This window comes from Zhouia amylolytica AD3, assembly GCF_000511935.2.
Lineage (GTDB): Bacteria > Bacteroidota > Bacteroidia > Flavobacteriales > Flavobacteriaceae > Zhouia > Zhouia amylolytica.
Window position 1 is genome coordinate 48,945 of record NZ_AYXY01000009.1, and the last position, 19,937, is coordinate 68,881.

Sequence of the window (19,937 nt, forward strand, 5' to 3'; positions counted from 1 at the left end):
TACTGTAGGTGCATTTTCAATGTGCCATCTTTAAAACTGAACTTAAAAATGAAGCTAACCTTTGTTTTGCTTACGGTTTCATTGTTTCAAATACAAGCCGGTAATATTGATCAAAAGCGTTTGTCGTTATCCTTTAAAAATCAGTCATTAGGTGTAGTGTTTAATGAGATTGAAAGACAAACTGAATATAATTTTTTTTATGATTCTGAAGAGATAGATTTAAAGAAAAAGATAAGTTTAAATTTTTCAGAAAAAACAATCAAAGAGATTGTAGCTGTTTTATTAAATGACATAAATCTTTCATATAGATTTATTGATAAACAGATTATTGTTTATAGACGTACTTCAGAAAGTAAAGGAAAAATAAAAGGGGATTCTCGTCAAGAACAAGAATCTATTCTTAAAGGAAAAGTCTTGAATGAAAATGGAGTCCCACTACCAGGAGCTACGATACTAGAAAAAGGAACTACCAATGGAGTCAGCTCAGATTTTAATGGTGGATTTTTACTGAAAACTACATCGAAGAATGTGATAATTACAGTTACTTATGTTGGTTATCAAAAAAAGGAAGTTGAAGCCAATGTGGGTTCAGTTGTAACCATACAAATGGAGCCTGCCCTATCTGACCTTGATGAGGTCGTACTCGTAGGATATGGAAAAGTCAATAAAGAAGACGTAACGGGGTCTGTCGGCTCAGTTGAAATGAAAAATATTCAGAATTTAGCCCCAACAGTAAATTTAGATAATGCACTTCAAGGTCAAGTTTCTGGTTTGTATGTTTCTTCTTCAAATGGTCAACCGGGAGCAGCTTCTAAAGTAAGAATTAGGGGTACGACCTCACTATTTGGTTCGAACCAACCATTGTATGTTATTGATGGTATTCCAGTTGTGCCTAATGGTAATATTCCCCCTGCAGGAAGTTCTGCAGGAGGTAGACTAGGAGATGAGTTGAACAATCAAGGGTTAAGCACTCCAATCGGAAATATAAGTTTAGATAATATTGAATCTGTAAGTGTTCTTAAAGATGCTTCTGCGGCTGCAATTTATGGTTCAAGAGCCGCAAATGGAGTTATAATTATAACCACCAAGCAAGGAAGTTTTGAGACAAAACCTTCTTTTGAATTTAATACATCATTGAGTTTACAAACCCCAAATACCTTAGATGTTTTAAATGCTTCCCAGTTTAGAGAAGCTTGGGTTACTGCGGTACAAAATAGTGAAGTGAATAATTCTTTTACTCAATCTGTTTTAGATGGTTCTTATTTTGGTAATGCCGATACCAATTGGGAAGATGAAGTAAGTCCGGGATCACCAAGTAGTGTCAATTATTATTTTGCTGTATATGGAGGGTCTGAAAATACGAGATATAATACTTCTTTAAGCCTGCTTAATCAGGAGGGAACTTATAATTCTTCAAAGTTTGACAGGTATGTATATAACTTAAATATCGATACCAAATTCAGTGATCGTTTGAGATTTGGCTCTAAAGTAAATTTATCTTTTTCAGATCAATCTTCCCCAGATGGAGGTCTTACCCAATTAACTTATAGGTTTAGACCAGACTTACCTGTTTTTAATGAGGATGGAGATTATTCAACGTCTTCAACATATTTCTCGGATAATCCTGTGGCTAGGTCTAAGGCTACCAACAATAATGAAACATTTTTAGTGTTAGCGAGTCTTTTCGCGGAATATGAAATTTTAAATGGTCTAAAATACAAGCCTTTAATAGCCTTAAATTATAATAACGGTAATCAAAACAGTTATTATCCTGGTTTTACTTTTAGAGGAGGATGGTTTCCGTTTTCTGGTATCGGAGATGGTTATGCCCAAGAAAGCACAAGTAATTTTACAAAAACACTTTTTGAAAATACACTAAGTTATCAGAAGACCTTTAATGGTAAGCATCATTTAAATGCTGTGGCAGGGGCTTCATTTGAAAAGAATTTGAATAAGTCATTAAAATCATGGGGAGAGGGTTTTCCTAATGATGTATTAACAAATATAACAAACGCCACTGTATATACTGATGGTTCTTCATACAAAATAAACTCAGGGTTAGTGTCCTACTTTTCAAGGGTTAACTATGATTTTAGAAATAAATATCTGTTAACCCTTTCAGGTAGGATCGATGGTTCGTCCAAGTTTGCTACTGATAACAAATATGCTTTTTTCCCTGCGGCAGCTATAGCCTGGAGAGTTTCTTCTGAGGAATTTTTAGGCGACAGTAATATAATCTCTGATCTTAAGTTGCGAGCTAGTGCAGGAAAAACCGGGCAACAAGATTTTGGTCCATATGCTTGGAGAACTTTGTTTTCAAATGAAGATTATGGGAAGGATCCAGCTATTGTAATGGATCAACTAGGAAATGATCAATTAAAGTGGGAAACGACCAACCAATTTGATGTAGGGATAGATTTCACACTTTTTGATGGAGCCTTTTCCGGAACCCTTGGTTATTATTTGAAAGAAACCAATGATGCCTTGTTCTCTACAATTACACCCGGAAGTACCGGGTTTAACAGAACAATTGCAAATATTGCCGATACAAAAAATGAAGGATTAGAATTGGAGTTTAAAGCAGATATTATCAATACGAATGATTTTAATTGGAATATGAGCTTTAATATTACCAGAAATAAAAATGAACTTACTAGAATTAACGACGATTTTAAGGATGAGAATGGATTTTTAACTGGTTTCAGTGGAGGAGGATATTTAAAGGAAGGAAGTCCGATTGGTTTGATATACGGGTATGTTTCAGAAGGCATATTTCAATCACAACAAACGATTGAAGGTTTAAATTCAAGCTCCCCAACAGGATATTATCAGGATGAATATACAAGTCCGGGAGATATAAGGTTTAGAGATATTAATGGACCGGAGGGAGTTCCTGATGGGGTTATAACTAACTTAGATAGAAAAGTTATAGGAGATTCTCAACCTGAGTTTTTCGGAGGCTTTTCCAATACATTTCGATATAAAGGATTCAGTTTATCTGCATTTTTCAATTATTCATTTGGAAATGATTTACATGCTTTTGTATTAGGACAGGATACGAATTTTTCGAGCACCTATGTTGGAGAAAACAAAACCACTGCCGTATTAAACGCATGGACTGAACAAAATACATCCTCAGATATCCCGAGAATAGTATACACTGACCCTAATGATAATGATCGTATTTCAAGTCATTATCTATATGACGCATCCTTTATTAGATTAAGAACATTAAACTTAAGTTATAGCCTGAGTCCAAAAGTGCTTAATAAAATAGGCTTCATTGATCATATAACCTTGTACTGTTCCGGACAGAATCTTTTTACAATCACCGATTATCCGGGTGCGGATCCGGAAGCAACGAACTTGTTTAATAATGACTTGAGTTCTGGTCGTGATATAAATAGATTTCCTATTAGTAAAGTATTTACGACAGGAATTAGAGTTAAATTTTAAAGATTAATTATTATGATAAAAAGATATATCTATATACTGTTATTATTTGTTTTAACATCTTGTGAACTCACAGATGTATTGGATAACGACCCTCCTAATAATCTGGTTCCAGAAAATGTAGTAAAAACTCAGCAGGACGCAGAAGCATTATTAAATGGGGTGTATACTACTATTACTTCAAGAACTTCGCCTTCGTATTATATGTATACTGAATTAATTCCAAGTGGTCTTATTGGAACCATGAGTACCATCGGAGGTGGCAGCAATGTTCAGTTTACCATAAATGATGTAAACTTTCAGAATAATGAAGTCAAAAATTTGTGGACAAGTTTTTACAAAGTTGTAGATATGGCTAATACATCAATTCAATTAACCTCTGAATTAGCCGATGAAAAGTTTGTGGGGAATAAGAAAATGGAAATTATAGGCGAGGCTCACTTCTTGAGAGCCATAGCACACTTTGATGCTTTAAGGTATTTTGGTCAATATGCTGATGAGTCAAGTACATTGGGTGTTGTTTTACGCAATGAACCTGTCAATTTTGTATCAAGAAATAAAGGAAGGAGTACAGTAAAGGAGTGCTATAATATGATCATAGACGACCTTAATATAGCTATTCGAAATGCTCCAGACTTTTCTGTGAGTTATAAAGGTTCTAAAATATCAGCGATGGCTTTAATGGCTAGGGTAATGTTGTATAAGGGGAATTATCAAGAGGCTATAAATTGGGCTGATCAGGTTATCGGTAATGGAAGTAGAAGCCTAGAGAGTACATTTGCTCAAGTCTTTGATAAGGGAATCAACTCTTCAGAAATGATATTAATGACTTATCGAGATGCTAATTCTGATACTGAGGATAACAATCGAAAAAGATTTTATAATGGTAAACCTGGAACTACTTGGTATGCAGACTTAATGGAGAATGACCCAAGAAAACAATATACCTACGACGGCAGTAAAATACTAAAAGTTAATCATGCAGAAACATACAGGCCAACATATTTTATAAGAATGGCCGAAATGTATTTAATTAAATCAGAAGCACTATTTCGAATGGGTTCTGAACTACAGGCCATCAAAGAACCTTTGAATGTGATTCGTTTAAGAGCTGGTTTGAATTCCTCTCAAGCAACCACACTTGAAGAAGTTAAAGATGATATTTTTAATGAGATTATTCGTGAACTATCATTTGAAAATGGTAGTGATTGGTTTGCAGCTATAAGGTTTGATAAAGCTATGGATTTAAAAGAAACTATAACCAATAATGATCAATTTATTCTTCCAATTCCCGAAGAAGAGATTTTAGGAAATAGTGAAATTAATTTTTCGGATCAGAATCCAGGTTACGAATAAGGTTTTCTCTGAAATTTAGTAAAAAAAATAATCTACGTAATCACCTGTAATAATTCAGGTGAGGCATTTTATTGCCTGTATTAAAAATACAATGTATTATGATAAATAAATTAATGTTGCCCATGCTGTTGTTGGGAGCAGTATTAGTGCATGCGCAAACTGGGCAAGGCTACGATGATACATCGAAAATCCCATTGGATAAGTCCGTCACTGTAGGAAAGCTTAAAAATGGACTAACATATTATATAAAAAGAAATACCAAGCCAGAGAGCAAAGCTCAGTTGCGACTGGTATTGAAAGCAGGTTCTTTACATGAGGATGATGAGCAACAAGGGTTAGCTCATTTTATAGAACACATGGCATTTAATGGAACTAACAACTTCGAAAAAAATAGTCTTATAGATTACTTGCAAAAGATGGGAGTGGAGTTTGGGGCTGATTTAAATGCTCATACATCTTTTCATGAAACAGTTTATAAATTATCAGTACCCACAACTGACGAAGGGTTGTTTGACAAAAGTTTTTTGATTTTAAGAGACTGGGCTGACGGAATTGTGTTTGATGAGGAAGAAATTGATGCGGAGAGAGGGATTATCCTAGAAGAGCAACGAGAGCGAAATAGTGTTGCTCGACGATTTTATTTTAACTCCTTACCAACACTTACTAATAATTCCCGATATGCTCATCGTTTCCCTTCTGGTAAGAAGGAAGTTATACAAAACTTTAAATATGAGGATTTGGAACGCTATTATGATAATTGGTACAGACCGGATTTGATGGCTGTAATTGCTGTTGGGGATTTTGATGTAGCTCATGTTGAGAAGTTAATTAAAAAGCATTTTAAGACCATGAACTCTGCTAAAGACAAGTCTGGTCAATTAGAATATCCAATACCTGGGCATAAGGATACTAAAATTGTTAAGCTTCATGATCCTGAAGCAAGTAAAACTAATTTTTCTGTCTATTATAAAAGTAAAAAATCGGATTTGAGATCTTTAAATGATTTACGATATAGTATAATAGAAAAATTATACTGGATCATGCTTAAGGATAGATTGAAAGAGAAGGAATTAGATCTTAATTCACCGTTTTTGTCGACAAATGCGGGTATCGGCTCTCTTCTAGGCGATACGGATAATTATTTTTTAAAGGCCTCATTAAAAGAAAATAAAGTAAAAGAAGGCATCACATCGCTTTTTGTAGAGAATTACAGGGTTAAACGAAATGGCTTTACGAAAACTGAATTGGATCGGACTAAAGCCTATTTGTTGAATTATGTTAAGTTTGTAGCTTCAGAGGAAGATAAAATACCTTCAAAACATTTTGTTGATTTACTTACAAAACATTACAGTACGGGTAAACCTGTTCCAGGTAAAACATATGAATATCAATTTTATAAAGAGGTATTACCGGGAATCACATTAGAAGAAGTTAATGAATTGGCAGATAAATGGATACGGGATGATAATACGGTGATAGTATTAACTGCCAATAAGAGTACAATATTACCTTCCAATTCATGGATTAAAGAAGAAGTTGATTCCATTTCCAAAGCTCAACTGGAACCATATCATGATTCCCTAGCAGATAAGCAGCTGATGGAAGAACTGCCATCACCAGGATCTATTTTAAATACATCCTTCATCTCCAGTATAAATACTACCATTTGGGAATTAGCTAATGGAGTCAGGGTCATTGCGCGTCCTAGCAACCTTCAAAATGGTATTGTAGAGATGAACAGTTTTAGATCCGGAGGTAGCTCTGTTGCTGAAGACAGTTTGTTTGTCTCTGCAAGTAACGCAAGTTCGATTGTGGGGAATAGTGGTTTTAATGGAATTTCTGATATCCAAATTGAAAAATTGAACATGGGGAAAATAGTTTCGGTGACCCCTCGTATTAATTTTTACGATGATTTGATTTCTGGGGATTGTACTTATTCAAACCTTGAAACAATGCTTCAAATGGTATATATGTATTTCACCAAGCCAAACAAGGATGAAGCTGTATATAACAAGGTTAAATCATCATTGGTTGCAAGTGCAAAAAATAATCAAAACAATGCCAATACGGTATTTTATAACACGATTAGCGAGGTGATGACTCAAAACCATTTGAGGGGTAAACCGTTGGAATATGATAAGATCAAATCTGACCTTAGTTTAGAAACTGCATTTAACTTTTATAAGAATCGATTTGCTTCAGCTAAAGGGTTTACCTTTATATTCACTGGTAATTTCGATTTAGAAAAGATGAAAGAATTAATCGTAGTTTATTTGGCTAGTCTACCGGTTAACGAAAATGTTTCAACAGAATGGAGGGATATTGGTTTGCGGAGAGTTAAAGGTCGTGTAAAAAAAATAATTTATAAAGGAAAGGAAGAGAAGAGTAAGGTAAATATTAGATATACAGGAGTTCTGAATTATTCTGAAGAAGAACGTTATAAGATTCAAACCTTAGGTAAGATTTTAAAATTAAGGTTAACAGAAGAATTGAGAGAAAAAATGTCTGGTATATATGGGGTAAGAGCTTCTGGGTTTTCCACATATGTTCCTTATGAATGGTATAGACTTAATATAGAATTTTCTTGTAGCCCCTCAAATATAAATAAATTAACAGATGCCGTTAATAAAATCATTCAGGACATAAAACTTAATGGTGTAGACGAAGAGGATTTGAATAAAATTAAAAAAGCTGACATCAATAATCATATAGAAGGAATGAAATTTGATGCTTATTGGAGTTATAAGTTTAAAGATAAAATTAAGGATGGGAAACCTCTGGAAAGTATATTAGATTTTCCAGATTTAGTTAATTCTGTAACGACAGAGGAATTACAGGAGCTTGCTGTGAAGTATTTTAATTCGGAGAATTACGCTGAATTTGTTTTACTTCCGGAGCACTATAAAAAGTAAAAAAAAAGCCGCTTTAAGCGGCTTTTTTTATAACAATGTATTCAATGTTTCTTTTAATTTTGGATTTGATGGTCTTGGAGCATCAGCAGAAATAATATTTCCATCAGGGTCTATAAGGATGAATCTAGGAATTCCTGTTATGGCATAATTTTTAACAAAGTCAGAACTCCAGTCTTTATCAGCAAAAAGCTGAACACCTTTTAGTTCTTTGTCAGCAACCATTTGTTTCCACTTTTCTTTATCTGCAGCTTTATCTACAGAGATACTAACGAACTCTATATCTTTACCATGGTATTCTTTTTCAACTTCTTTTAAGAATGGGATTTCTCTTTTACATGGTCCACACCAGGTAGCCCAAACGTCTACATAAACATATTTGCCTTTTAAATCTTCCAATGAAGTGGTTCCGCCTTTATAGTTCTCGTAACCATCAAATGAAGGAGAAGGGTTCCCTTTCGCCAATTTTTGAATGGTAGTATATTTCTTTTCTAACTTCTGCTTAAACTCTTCATTTGAAGATGCATCCATGATAGCCAGGTATAATTCTTCAGAATTTTCATTCGATGGAGAAATTCTGTAAGAAAGCATTTGAGCTAGGTCATTTTTAATCGATTTAGCTTCGATAGAGGTAAGAACATCAGCAATTGTTGTTGTAGAATCTAATGTAGCTATCTTTTCATTATAATGAGATTTTACCAGGTTTTGATAACCTGCAAAATTATTATAATCCGCTTCATTGTTGAAATCAAGCTCCGCTAATTCCGCTTCAAAGCCCTCTGAAGGTACAAAGTCATTGTTTTTAGTAAGATAACGATGCGCATTAGTATAAGTAGCTAACTTTGATAAATAATCGTAATTGATATTCTTGGTTTCAAGGGCTACGAAATCTTCATCAAGATTTTGTGCTTCACCTAAAGACTTAGCAATTTTGTCTTTGTCTTCTTGAATTTTAGCTTTAAACGCTTCCTCTTCTAATTTATACAGCTCTTGTGGTGCAATAGCCTCTTTTTCTTCAATTAAAAATTTACTTGCCAAAAAGTTACTGTTTTCTGCTCCATTCCCGGTGTAGGTAATAGTTTCATCAAATTCTTTGGTATCTAAAGTAACATTTATATTGTAACCCGGTTCAAGATAGATAGTGGTTGATTCTCTTCCTTCAGCAAGGGAATAATATCCAGAATTTACTCTAAGGGTATCTGCAAAAGTACCATCTTCTTTTAGGGCGATAGCTTTCGAAAAATCATTTCCTTTAATAACAACTTCTTTTGCGGTGGCATTGTCAATTTTACCTTGAATCAAGGTATAATCAACTTTTTGTTCCTTTTGACAGCTTATAATTGCACTTGCAATAACTGCTGAAAATAAAATTTTCTTCATTTTTAGGATTTAATTAGTTTTTGGTAAATGTAATAATATTCCGAAAACAAAAAAATAATTGAATTTCAGCTTGTTTAATTTATTGTGAATACAGAATTTTGACGCACCGATATTCTTATAGAAATGAAAAAAACACATTACATAAGCGCTGATATTTTTGATCTTCAAAAAATAATGGAGATTACTGAGAATAATTTAAATTTAAAGCTTTCGGAAGAGGCAAGGCTAAACATACAAAAGTGCCGTGGCTATCTGGATGAAAAATTGAGTTCTTCTTCAAAGCCATTTTATGGAATCAATACAGGTTTTGGTTCATTGTGTAATGTTAAAATTTCTGGAGAACATTTAAGTAAGTTGCAGGAAAATTTAGTTATGTCTCATGCCTGTGGTACCGGAGATAAGGTACCTGTTGAGGTGGTGAAACTTATGCTGTTACTTAAGATACAATCATTGAGCTATGGTCATAGCGGAGTTCAACTACAAACAGTTGAGCGATTGATTGATTTATACAATAATGATATTATCCCGGTTGTATACACTCAGGGATCCTTAGGAGCTTCTGGAGATTTGGCGCCTTTGGCTCATTTGGCATTACCATTATTGGGGAAGGGAGAAGTTTATGTCAATGGAACTATTAAAACTAGTGCAGAGGTCTTAAAACATTATGATTGGGAGCCAATTCAGTTAAAGGCCAAAGAAGGTTTGGCCTTGTTAAATGGTACTCAATTTATGAATGCTTATGGGGTGTATTGTGTTTTAAAAAGTTATAAATTATCGTATTTAGCAGATTTAATCGGTGCACTGTCTATTGATGCGTTTGATTGTCGTGTGGAACCTTTCAATAAGCTAATTCATTTAATACGTCCACATAGGGGTCAGGTAAAAACAGCAGAACGTGTATTGGCATTTTTAGAGGATAGCGAAATTGCCGATAAGGATAAAAAGCAAGTACAAGATCCATATTCTTTTAGATGTATTCCTCAAGTGCATGGGGCTTCAAAAGATACTTTAGCATTTGTTAGAAAGGTTTTCAAAACTGAGATGAACTCTGTTACTGACAATCCAAATATATTCAGTGAGGAGGACGAAATTATTTCAGGAGGTAATTTTCATGGTCAGCCATTAGCTCTTGCTTTGGATTATTTAGGTATAGCCATGGCGGAAATCGGGAATATTTCAGAGCGAAGAACTTATCAATTAATTTCTGGTCAACGTGGTTTACCTGCATTTTTGGTAAACGATCCTGGTTTAAATTCAGGATTGATGATTCCTCAATATACGGCAGCTAGTATCGTTAGTCAGAATAAACAACTGGCTTCACCTGCTAGTGTAGATAGTATTGTTTCTTCTAATGGACAGGAAGATCATGTTAGTATGGGGGCTAATGCCGCTACAAAATGTCTTAAGATTGTAGATAATGTAGAAAGAATATTAGCAATTGAACTTTTGAATGCTTCTCAGGCATTAGAATTCAAACGTCCGTTAACATCTTCAAAAGCTATTGAAGATTTGGTTGGAGCATATAGAACAGAAGTGCCTTTTATTAATGAAGATCGAATCTTGCATGACGATATTGAAAAATCAATAGTTTTTATCGATAACTTTAAGCTGACTGAAAAGATGCTGTGTGATTAGAGATCTGGTGATCCATCCAGGCTTTTGCTTTTTCAAAAGATTCAAAATATTTAAAAGGTTTATCAAAAAACATTTTTTCGACTGCTGCACTCATTTTTTGAGCAGGACTCTTGACAACTATGGCTATTGCGACCAGATTTGGAGCCATTTTCGTTACTGAATAGATTCGTGGATCCAAAGAATATGAGTTTAACCGATTAGAGATATAACCAAATGGTTTTTTTCCGAATGCTTCAAGGGAGTATTGATATAGTGTTAGTACTTGATCTCGTTTGAAAACTTCTCCTTCATTTATAACGCCTACGGCATAGTTTTCATAGATGTCCACTTCACCAAAATCAAAAACAAATTTCTTTACCATAAATACGGGGGATATAATTATGGTGTAAAATTATTGTTAAGAAAATGGTTCGGAAAAAATAAACCATCAAATACATGATTATCCGATGATTAACTCAGCCCAATCTGTGGCATCCGTGACGCTTTCAAAAAGCATCATTGGTTTGTTAAAGAAAAGTCTTTCAACGTTTAAATTGTTTCTGTCAACTATTTTATCGGAAACAATAGCAATTCCTTTTAAGGTAGGTATTTCAGCTACTTTTGTATATAAGGTAGGGTCAACTGCATATGAGTTTTTTCTGCAAGTTATATAGATGAAATCCTGGGTACTGAAGTGTATGTCTGCGATATAGATTAGCTCAATAGCCGTGTCAATGGTGAGGGTTATCCCTTCGTTTAAATTAGCTATCATGTAATTTTCAAAGACCTCTACGAAGCCTATATCCACCTTATATTTTTTTATAAGTTCACTATCTCTTTCCATGTGGTTGGGTAATTGGGTAATCGCAAAGATACTAATTACCTATTGGTTTAGAGATAGTGAAGTTTGAGAATTTAAAATTTTATGAATGTTTCCAGTTCAAATTTCTTTCAATCGATTTGATCATTAGTGATGCAATATCTTTTTCGCTAGCTGTTTCAATTCCCTCCAGTCCGGGAGAAGAATTAACTTCTAGTAATAAAGGCCCTTTTGAAGATCTAATTATGTCAACTCCCGCAACATGTAGTCCCATGGCTTTGGTTGCTTTAATTGCCAGTTTACGCTCTTCGGCGGTTATTTTAACCACTGAGGTTGTTCCGCCTAAGTGAACATTTGCTCTAAATTCTCCCGGAGGAGCTGTTCTTTGCATGGAGGCTACTACTTTACCGTCTATTACAAAACAACGGATATCTTTCCCTTCTGCTTCTTTAACGAACTCTTGAACAAGGATGTTAGCGTTTAGGCTTTTGAATGCATTAATTACACTTTCTGCAGCTTTTTTCGTTTCGGCCAGTACAACACCTTTACCTTGAGTTCCCTCTAAAAGTTTAATTATCAAAGGGGATCCACCAACCATTTTAATAAGGTCATTGGTGTCTAAAGGTGAATTTGCGAAACCGGTGGTAGGGATGTCAATCCCACTATTCAACAATAGTTGAAGAGAGTATAGTTTATCTCTTGATTTACTTATCGCAGAAGCTTTATTTAGACATAAAACACCCAAATTTTCAAATTGTGTTGTCAGGGCACAACCGTAATAGGTGAGGCTTGGTCTGATACGAGGGATTATAGCATCAAGTTCGTTTAGGATCAGTCCACCTCTGTAATGGATTTCCGGAGCTTCTGCATTCAATTTAATATAGCATTGTCTGATATTATAAAAGTCTACAGTATGGCCAAGCCTTTCAGCAGCTTCCATTATACGACGGTTGCTGTACAAGTTAGGATTGCTGGCAAGAAGCCCTATTTTAAGTCCGGTTTTTTCATTGGTGTTTGTGTTGTATGCCTTATCAATTTCTTCATCAGTCATTTCACCCAGAAGAAACCCTTGTTCCGGATCTACCAGCATTCTTCCCATCATGGCTTCTCTTCCCAGAAGCATTCGGTATCCCATAGAGTCTCTGTTGGTAAGAGTAACCTCTATATCGGTACTGAAATCATTTGACTTCAGGGTGGTTCTTATAACAAATCTGTTCTCTTTATTTCCTGTTGAGCTTTTAACAATACGCTTGTCTATGACCTTGGCAGTACAATGTGTGTGTTTTTTTCCATTGTATTGAATAGGGAATACATCGAATGAAACCCAGGTTTCATGTCCTTTTTTAAAAGGTTCAATGTTTACTGCGTGAAGAGAAGAGGTTTTGGCACCACTGTCTATTCGTGCTTTAACAGCTGGAATATCAAGATCTGGCAGTGAAAACCATTCTTCGCTACCTACAATAATTTTATCGTCTACCATGATTAGTTTTTTATGTTACGAATTTATGAAAGATACCTTTAGTAATTTTATTTCCCTTAAAATAAAAATAAAAAAAAGTGTATCAAATTTTGATACACTTTTTTAGTATAAAGATTCTCTTTTTTTAAGATTCTGATTCTGTTGGTTTCTCCGATTTTTTGATCTTTATTGTTAATTCATCTTTCTTTTTGTCAAGATCCATAAAAATGGTGTCTCCATCACTCAGTTTTGAAGTTATAATTTCTTCTGCCAGGGCATCCTCAATATACTTCTGGATTGCTCTTTTTAAAGGACGAGCTCCATATTGCTTGTCGAAACCTTTATCAGCGATATAATCTTTGGCTTTGTCGCTAAGGGTGAGCGTATAGCCCAAATCTTTGATTCTTTCAAACAATTTCTCTAATTCAATATCAATAATCTTGTTGATGTCTTCTTTTTCTAAAGGATTAAACACCACCACATCATCAACTCTGTTTAGAAATTCGGGAGCAAAGGCTTTTTTAAGGGCATTTTCAATGACACTTCTCGCGTGATCATCTGCCTGAGCCAATTTAGCAGAGGTTCCAAATCCGACACCTTGACCAAAATCTTTTAATTGTCGAGCTCCAATATTCGACGTCATAATGATAATAGTATTTCTAAAATCGATTTTTCGACCAAGACTATCTGTAAGTGAACCATCATCTAGTACCTGTAACAGCATATTAAAGACGTCCGGATGGGCTTTTTCAACCTCGTCCAACAGAATAACAGCATATGGTTTTCTCCTAACCTTTTCGGTAAGTTGGCCTCCTTCTTCATATCCGACATATCCTGGAGGTGCACCGATCAATCTCGATACAGCAAATTTCTCCATATATTCACTCATGTCAATTCTAATTAAAGAATCTTCAGAGTCAAATAATTGAGAGGCAAGGACTTTAGCTAATTGTGTTTTACCAACTCCCGTTTGTCCAAGGAAAATAAAAGAACCTATAGGTTTATTAGGGTCTTTTAATCCTGCTCTGTTACGTTGAATGGCTTTAACAACTTTACCAACTGCTTCATCCTGACCAATAACCTTACCTTTGATTAAATCAGGTAATTTAGCGAGTTTGGTGCTCTCTGCCTGTGCTATTCTGTTTACGGGAATACCGCTCATCATTGAAACTACATCCGCTACATTATCTTCAGTAACAGTTTCTTTATGTAGTTTGCTTTCTTCTTCCCATTTTTCCTGAGCGATTAAAAGTTCTTTTTCTATACGTTTTTCATCATCACGTAATTTGGCAGCCTCTTCATATTTTTGCTTTTTAACAACGGAGTTTTTAAGCTCTTTTACTTCTTCAAGTTGTTTTTCGAGATCAAGAATTTGTTTAGGCACTTCCATATTGGTGATGTGTACCCGTGAGCCTGCTTCATCCAATGCATCGATAGCCTTGTCCGGTAAGAAGCGATCGGTAAGGTAACGATTCGTTAATTTAACACAGGCGTTAATAGCCTCGTCTGTGTACATTACGTTATGATGTTCTTCGTATTTACCTTTAATGTTGTTGAGGATTTCAACGGTTTCTTCTACCGTGGTAGGTTCCACCATTACCTTTTGAAATCTTCGTTCAAGAGCTCCGTCTTTTTCGATATATTGTCTGTATTCGTCTAAAGTTGTAGCGCCTATACATTGTATTTCTCCCCTGGCCAATGCAGGTTTGAACATATTGGATGCGTCCAAACTTCCGGTGGCACCACCAGCACCCACTATAGTATGAATTTCATCAATAAAAAGAATGATATCATCATTTTTTTCGAGTTCATTCATAACCGCTTTCATGCGTTCTTCGAATTGTCCTCGGTATTTGGTGCCAGCAACCAAAGAGGCGAGATCAAGTGTAACTACTCTTTTATTATAAAGCACTCGAGATACTTTTCTTTTTACAATTCGTAAAGCAAGTCCTTCTGCTATGGCACTTTTACCAACTCCTGGCTCTCCAATGAGTAAGGGGTTGTTTTTCTTTCTTCTGCTAAGAATCTGAGAAACACGTTCAATTTCCTTTTGTCTACCTACTACCGGATCTAATTTATCTTCTTCAGCCAGTTGTGTAAGGTCTCGTCCAAAATTATCCAGAACAGGAGTCTTAGACTTCTTACTGGATTTTGAACCGCCAGGGCTATTAAACGGATTGTCTCTTGAATCTTCTGCTGAACCGGGATCATCTGGGTAAGATTCTGCCGATGGAGCATCTATATAATCGTCGTCGCTTATAATCATTTGCTTAAATTGGTCTTTAACTCCATCATAATCTACTTGAAGTTTATTAAGTAGCTTAGTTGTGGGGTCATTTTCGTTTCTTAAAATGCATAATAAAAGGTGAGCGGTATTTATCGAAGAACTTTGAAATAATTTAGCCTCTAAAAATGTGGTCTTCAGAGCTCTTTCAGCTTGCCTGGTTAAATGCAGGTTCTTCTTAAAATTAGGAGCGCCATCGGCATTTGGATTAGCCGGGCTCAATATCTCTACTTTTCTTCTTAAATGATCCAGGTCTATATTTAAGGCATTAAGGATATTTATGGCCTTCCCGCTACCGTCTCTCAATAAACCAAGCACAAGATGTTCTGTACCAATAAAGTCGTGCCCTAAACGAAGTGCTTCCTCTTTACTGTATGTGATCACATCTTTTACTCTTGGTGAAAAATTGTCATCCATAATTCTTTCTCCTTTACTTCTTTAAAAATAATTAAAATCTACAACAAAAAGGCAAAAACCATACCTTAATACTTGCAGCCATAGCTAATAGACGAAAAAATAATTCAAAATCAAAGAAAATTAACGACATCTTATCAACGTCTATACTCTTAAAAACTGTTAATAAATTATATGAAAAAAGGTGGGTTAAAAACTCTTGCGTACTATATAAAATGCGTATATTGGCTCGATTTGTAAACTATCGAAAAATAAAAACAAATTAATATGGCAGAAGGAGAAAAACTGATTCCTATTAATATTGAAGATGAAATGAAATCGGCCTACATCGATTATTCGATGTCAGTCATTGTGTCACGTGCTTTACCTGATGTACGTGATGGATTAAAGCCGGTACACAGAAGGGTGTTGTTTGGAATGCATGAATTAGGAGTCAGATCCAATACAGCTTATAAGAAATCCGCAAGAATTGTTGGGGAGGTACTAGGTAAGTATCACCCACACGGAGATTCTTCGGTATACGATACTATGGTGAGAATGGCGCAGCATTGGAGTTTGCGCTATATGTTAGTAGACGGACAGGGTAACTTTGGATCAGTTGATGGTGATAGTCCGGCAGCAATGCGTTATACGGAAGCCAGAATGCGTAAGATTTCTGAAGACATGTTGGCAGATATCGACAAAGAGACAGTTGACCATCAACTCAACTTTGATGATACCTTAAAAGAGCCTAAAGTTCTTCCTACGCGAATTCCAAACTTGTTAGTCAATGGTGCTTCCGGTATTGCCGTGGGGATGGCCACCAATATGCCTCCTCATAACCTTACAGAGGTTATTAATGGTACCATCGCCTATATAGATGACAGGGACATAGAAATTGATGGATTGATGGAGCACATAAAAGCTCCGGACTTTCCAACAGGAGGTATTATCTATGGATATGATGGAGTTCGTGAGGCTTTTAAAACCGGTAGGGGACGTGTCGTTCTGAGGGCTAAAGCTGAAATCGAGGAGGTTAACGGTAAAGAATGTATTGTTGTTACTGAGATTCCTTATCAGGTGAACAAGGCGGAAATGATTAAAAAGACTGCCGATTTAGTTAATGACAAAAAGATTGAAGGTATTTCGAATATCCGTGATGAGTCGGATAGAAAGGGAATGCGTATCGTTTATATTTTAAAGCGTGATGCAGTGCCTAATATTGTATTGAACACCTTATTCAAATATACAGCCCTGCAATCTTCATTTAGCGTTAATAATATTGCCTTGGTAAACGGTCGTCCTGAAATGTTGAATTTGAAGGACCTTATTAAGCACTTTGTGAACCACCGTCATGAGGTTGTAGTAAGAAGGACTGAATATGAATTGCGCAAAGCAGAAGAAAGAGCCCATATTTTAGAAGGACTCATAATAGCATCTGATAACATCGATGAGGTAATTAGTATTATCCGTGGATCTTCTAATGCAGATGAAGCTCGTACGAAATTAATGGATCGCTTTAAGTTGTCTGAAATTCAGGCTAAGGCGATTGTAGAGATGCGTTTGAGACAATTAACGGGTCTGGAGCAGGATAAGTTACGTGCTGAATATGATGAAATCAAGAAATTGATTGAGGACTTAAAAGATATTCTAGCCAGAGAAGAGCGTAGAATGGACGTCATAAAAGAGGAGCTTATTGAAGTAAGAGATAGGTATGGAGATGAGCGTCGTTCTGAAATCAATTATGCAGGAGGAAACTTTAGCATTGAGGATATGATTGCTGATGAGCAGGTGGTTATAACGATTTCTCATGCTGGGTATATAAAACGTACACCGCTTACAGAATATAAAACTCAAAACCGTGGAGGTGTAGGTCAAAAAGGTTCTTCAACGAGAAATGAGGATTTTCTGGAGCATCTTTTTGTCGGTACCAATCACCAATACATGTTATTCTTTACTCAAAAAGGTAAATGTTTTTGGTTGCGTGTATTTGAGATTCCTGAAGGTTCAAAAATTTCCAAAGGTAGAGCGATTCAAAACCTTATAAATATAGAACAGGATGACAAGGTAAAGGCTTTTATTTGTACCAAAGATTTAAAAGATGAGGACTATATTAATAGTCATTATGTCATCATGGCAACAAAAAAAGGGATCGTTAAGAAAACTTCACTTGAACAGTATTCCCGACCTCGTCAGAATGGTATTAATGCTATCACTGTAAGAGAGGATGACGAATTACTAGAAGCTAAATTAACGACTGGGAACAGTCAAATTATGTTGGCTACCAAATCTGGTAAAGCTATTCGATTCGAAGAAGGAAAAACGCGTCCGATGGGTAGAAATGCATCTGGTGTAAGAGGTATCACCCTGGCAGATGATAATGATGAGGTAATCGGGATGATCTCTGTCCATAATATGGAAGAGAATATACTCGTGGTTTCTGAAAACGGATATGGTAAGCGTACTTACCTGGATGATCCTGATGATGGTGAAGCGGTTTATCGTATGACTAACAGAGGTGGTAAGGGAGTTAAAACCATGTCCATAAGTAGTAAAACAGGAGAATTGGTTGCTATTAAGAATGTTTCTGACGAGGATGATTTAATGATTATTAATAAATCAGGACTTACTATTCGAATGGCAGTAGAGGATCTTAGAGTTATGGGAAGAGCCACGCAGGGTGTTCGACTTATTAATATTAAAGGGAATGATTCGATTGCTGCTGTTGCTAAAGTAATGAAGGAAGAAGATGATATTCAGGATTTAAATGATATCGAAGTAGAGGAGAATGGTACAGAAGTTGATGAATCAACTAACGAATCAAGCAACGAATCATAACGTTTATTATTGTTGTTTTTAAATAAATAAGTTTTATTTTAATCCATACGATGATTTAAATCGTAAATAATTAAAAGAATTAATACATTAAAACCATAGAAAATTTTAGACTGATGAAAAAACAAGTTTTAGTTGTTTCAACGTTATTAATTACTGCTTTTTCTTTTGCTCAAAAGAACGAATTAAAGGATGCTGATAAAGCATTAAAAGGAGGAGATGTAACGGGAGCTAAGGCAGCGATTGAGGCAGCAAGTCCGCTAATAGCTAATGCAGATGATAAGTACAAAGCTGAATTTTATTTCTTAAAAGGAAAGACTTATTTCGACATGGCTCAAAAGGGGATGGATGCTACCAATTCTTTTAAAACTTCTTTAGAGTCTTTCAATGAGTTGATTGAGTTTGAAAAGTCTTATAAGCAAAAGTATACTGATGAAGCAAAAGAAGTTATGGCTCAAATGTCAGGAGCTTTAGTTAATTCGGCTGTAGAAGATAATAAGCAAAACAATTATGCATCGGCTGCTGATAAGTTATATATGGCCTATCAGTTAGATAAAGAAAATAATAAGGATTACCTTTATTTTGCAGCTTCCAGTGCCGTAAACGGAGGTGATTATGATACTGCTTTGGATTATTACACTCAATTAAAGGATATAGGTTATACTGGAGTTTCTACTCAATACGTAGCTACTAATGTAGAAACCGGGGAAGAAGAGGTTTTTAGTAGTAAACAGCAACGTGATTTAATGATTAAAGCAAACTCACATAATAACCCTGCTGAGAAAGTTACGGAATCAAGGTTGCCTGAGATTGTAAAAAACATCGCGTTGATTTACACTCAAAAGGGAGATACTGAAAAAGCTATTGAGGCTATTCAGGATGCTCGCGCAGCGAATCCAGACGACATTAACTTGTTGCTTACTGAGGCTAACTTATACATCAAGATGGATGATAAGGTGAAGTTTCAAAACCTTATGGAAGAAGCGATTCAGAAAGATCCTAATAACCCATCATTATACTATAATCTTGGTGTAATTACTGCAGAGCAGGGAGATGCTGAGAAAGCTAAGGAATATTATAAAAAATCGTTGGCTTTAGATCCTGAGAATGAAAACACGAATTTAAATATGGCTTCACTTATCTTATCTGGAGAACAGGATATCGTTGACCAAATGAACAGTTTGGGTACTTCATCTGCTGATAACAAGAAGTATGATGAATTGAAGTCACAAAGAGAGGATATTCATAGATCATCTATCCCTTATTTAGAGAAGGTGTTGGAGATTAATCCTGAAAATCCTGATGCGATCAGAACTTTGATGAATATTTACAGAGGTCTGGGAGAATCAGCTAAGTTTAAAGAGATGCAAGCTAAATTAGAAAGCATTCAACAGTAATCTTTCTTAAGCTAACATATAAAAATAAAAAAGCCTT

Annotated in this window: 11 protein-coding genes; 6 read left to right on the forward strand and 5 right to left on the reverse strand. The window is 35.4% G+C overall.

Annotated elements, in window-relative coordinates:
- Window positions 1–48: 48 nt before the first annotated feature.
- From P278_RS03460 to P278_RS03470, 3 genes are all read left to right on the forward strand, one after another.
- A complete protein-coding gene (locus P278_RS03460) occupies window positions 49–3,456 on the forward strand; it encodes a TonB-dependent receptor (RefSeq protein ID WP_235444241.1) in 3,408 nt (1,135 codons plus the stop codon).
- Window positions 3,457–3,468: 12 nt separating this feature from the next.
- Window positions 3,469–4,809 (forward strand): RagB/SusD family nutrient uptake outer membrane protein, encoded by a 1,341-nt coding sequence (locus P278_RS03465; RefSeq protein ID WP_038262447.1) that lies wholly within the window; start codon window positions 3,469–3,471, stop codon window positions 4,807–4,809.
- Between the two features lie 98 nt (window positions 4,810–4,907).
- Window positions 4,908–7,721 carry a M16 family metallopeptidase gene (locus P278_RS03470; protein ID WP_051413383.1) on the forward strand — a complete coding sequence of 938 codons (2,814 nt, stop codon included), beginning with the start codon at window positions 4,908–4,910 and terminating at the stop codon, window positions 7,719–7,721.
- Window positions 7,722–7,748: 27 nt separating this feature from the next.
- On the opposite strand, the gene P278_RS03475 is transcribed toward P278_RS03470, so the two are convergent.
- Window positions 7,749–9,098, reverse strand: a complete 1,350-nt coding sequence (locus tag P278_RS03475; protein WP_038262450.1) for a TlpA family protein disulfide reductase — start codon at window positions 9,096–9,098, stop codon at window positions 7,749–7,751.
- Between the two features lie 123 nt (window positions 9,099–9,221).
- Between P278_RS03475 and hutH the strand changes: the two genes are divergently transcribed.
- Window positions 9,222–10,733: a histidine ammonia-lyase gene (gene hutH / locus P278_RS03480; protein WP_038262452.1), complete on the forward strand. Its 1,512-nt coding sequence runs from the start codon at window positions 9,222–9,224 to the stop codon at window positions 10,731–10,733.
- Here the strand turns inward: hutH and P278_RS03485 are convergent.
- From P278_RS03485 to P278_RS03500, 4 genes are all read right to left on the reverse strand, one after another.
- Entirely contained in the window at window positions 10,702–11,094 is a 393-nt protein-coding gene (locus P278_RS03485; RefSeq protein WP_051413384.1) for an STAS/SEC14 domain-containing protein, read from the reverse strand. The two genes, hutH and P278_RS03485, sit on opposite strands and share 32 nt — an antisense overlap.
- Before the next feature lie 78 nt (window positions 11,095–11,172).
- The gene (locus P278_RS03490) at window positions 11,173–11,556 is read right to left on the reverse strand and encodes a hypothetical protein (protein WP_038262454.1); all 384 of its coding nucleotides are present in this window, start codon (window positions 11,554–11,556) and stop codon (window positions 11,173–11,175) included.
- Between the two features lie 79 nt (window positions 11,557–11,635).
- Window positions 11,636–13,012, reverse strand: a complete 1,377-nt coding sequence (gene rimK, locus P278_RS03495) for a 30S ribosomal protein S6--L-glutamate ligase (RefSeq protein ID WP_038262456.1) — start codon at window positions 13,010–13,012, stop codon at window positions 11,636–11,638.
- Between the two features lie 124 nt (window positions 13,013–13,136).
- Window positions 13,137–15,692, reverse strand: a complete 2,556-nt coding sequence (locus tag P278_RS03500) for an ATP-dependent Clp protease ATP-binding subunit (RefSeq protein WP_038262458.1) — start codon at window positions 15,690–15,692, stop codon at window positions 13,137–13,139.
- Between the two features lie 264 nt (window positions 15,693–15,956).
- On the opposite strand from P278_RS03500, the gene gyrA reads away from it, so the two are divergent.
- The gene (gene gyrA / locus P278_RS03505) at window positions 15,957–18,506 is read left to right on the forward strand and encodes a DNA gyrase subunit A (protein ID WP_038262460.1); all 2,550 of its coding nucleotides are present in this window, start codon (window positions 15,957–15,959) and stop codon (window positions 18,504–18,506) included.
- A gap of 113 nt (window positions 18,507–18,619) precedes the next feature.
- Complete coding sequence (locus P278_RS03510; RefSeq protein ID WP_038262463.1) at window positions 18,620–19,900, forward strand: tetratricopeptide repeat protein; 1,281 nt, start codon at window positions 18,620–18,622, stop codon at window positions 19,898–19,900.
- Window positions 19,901–19,937: the final 37 nt, after the last annotated feature.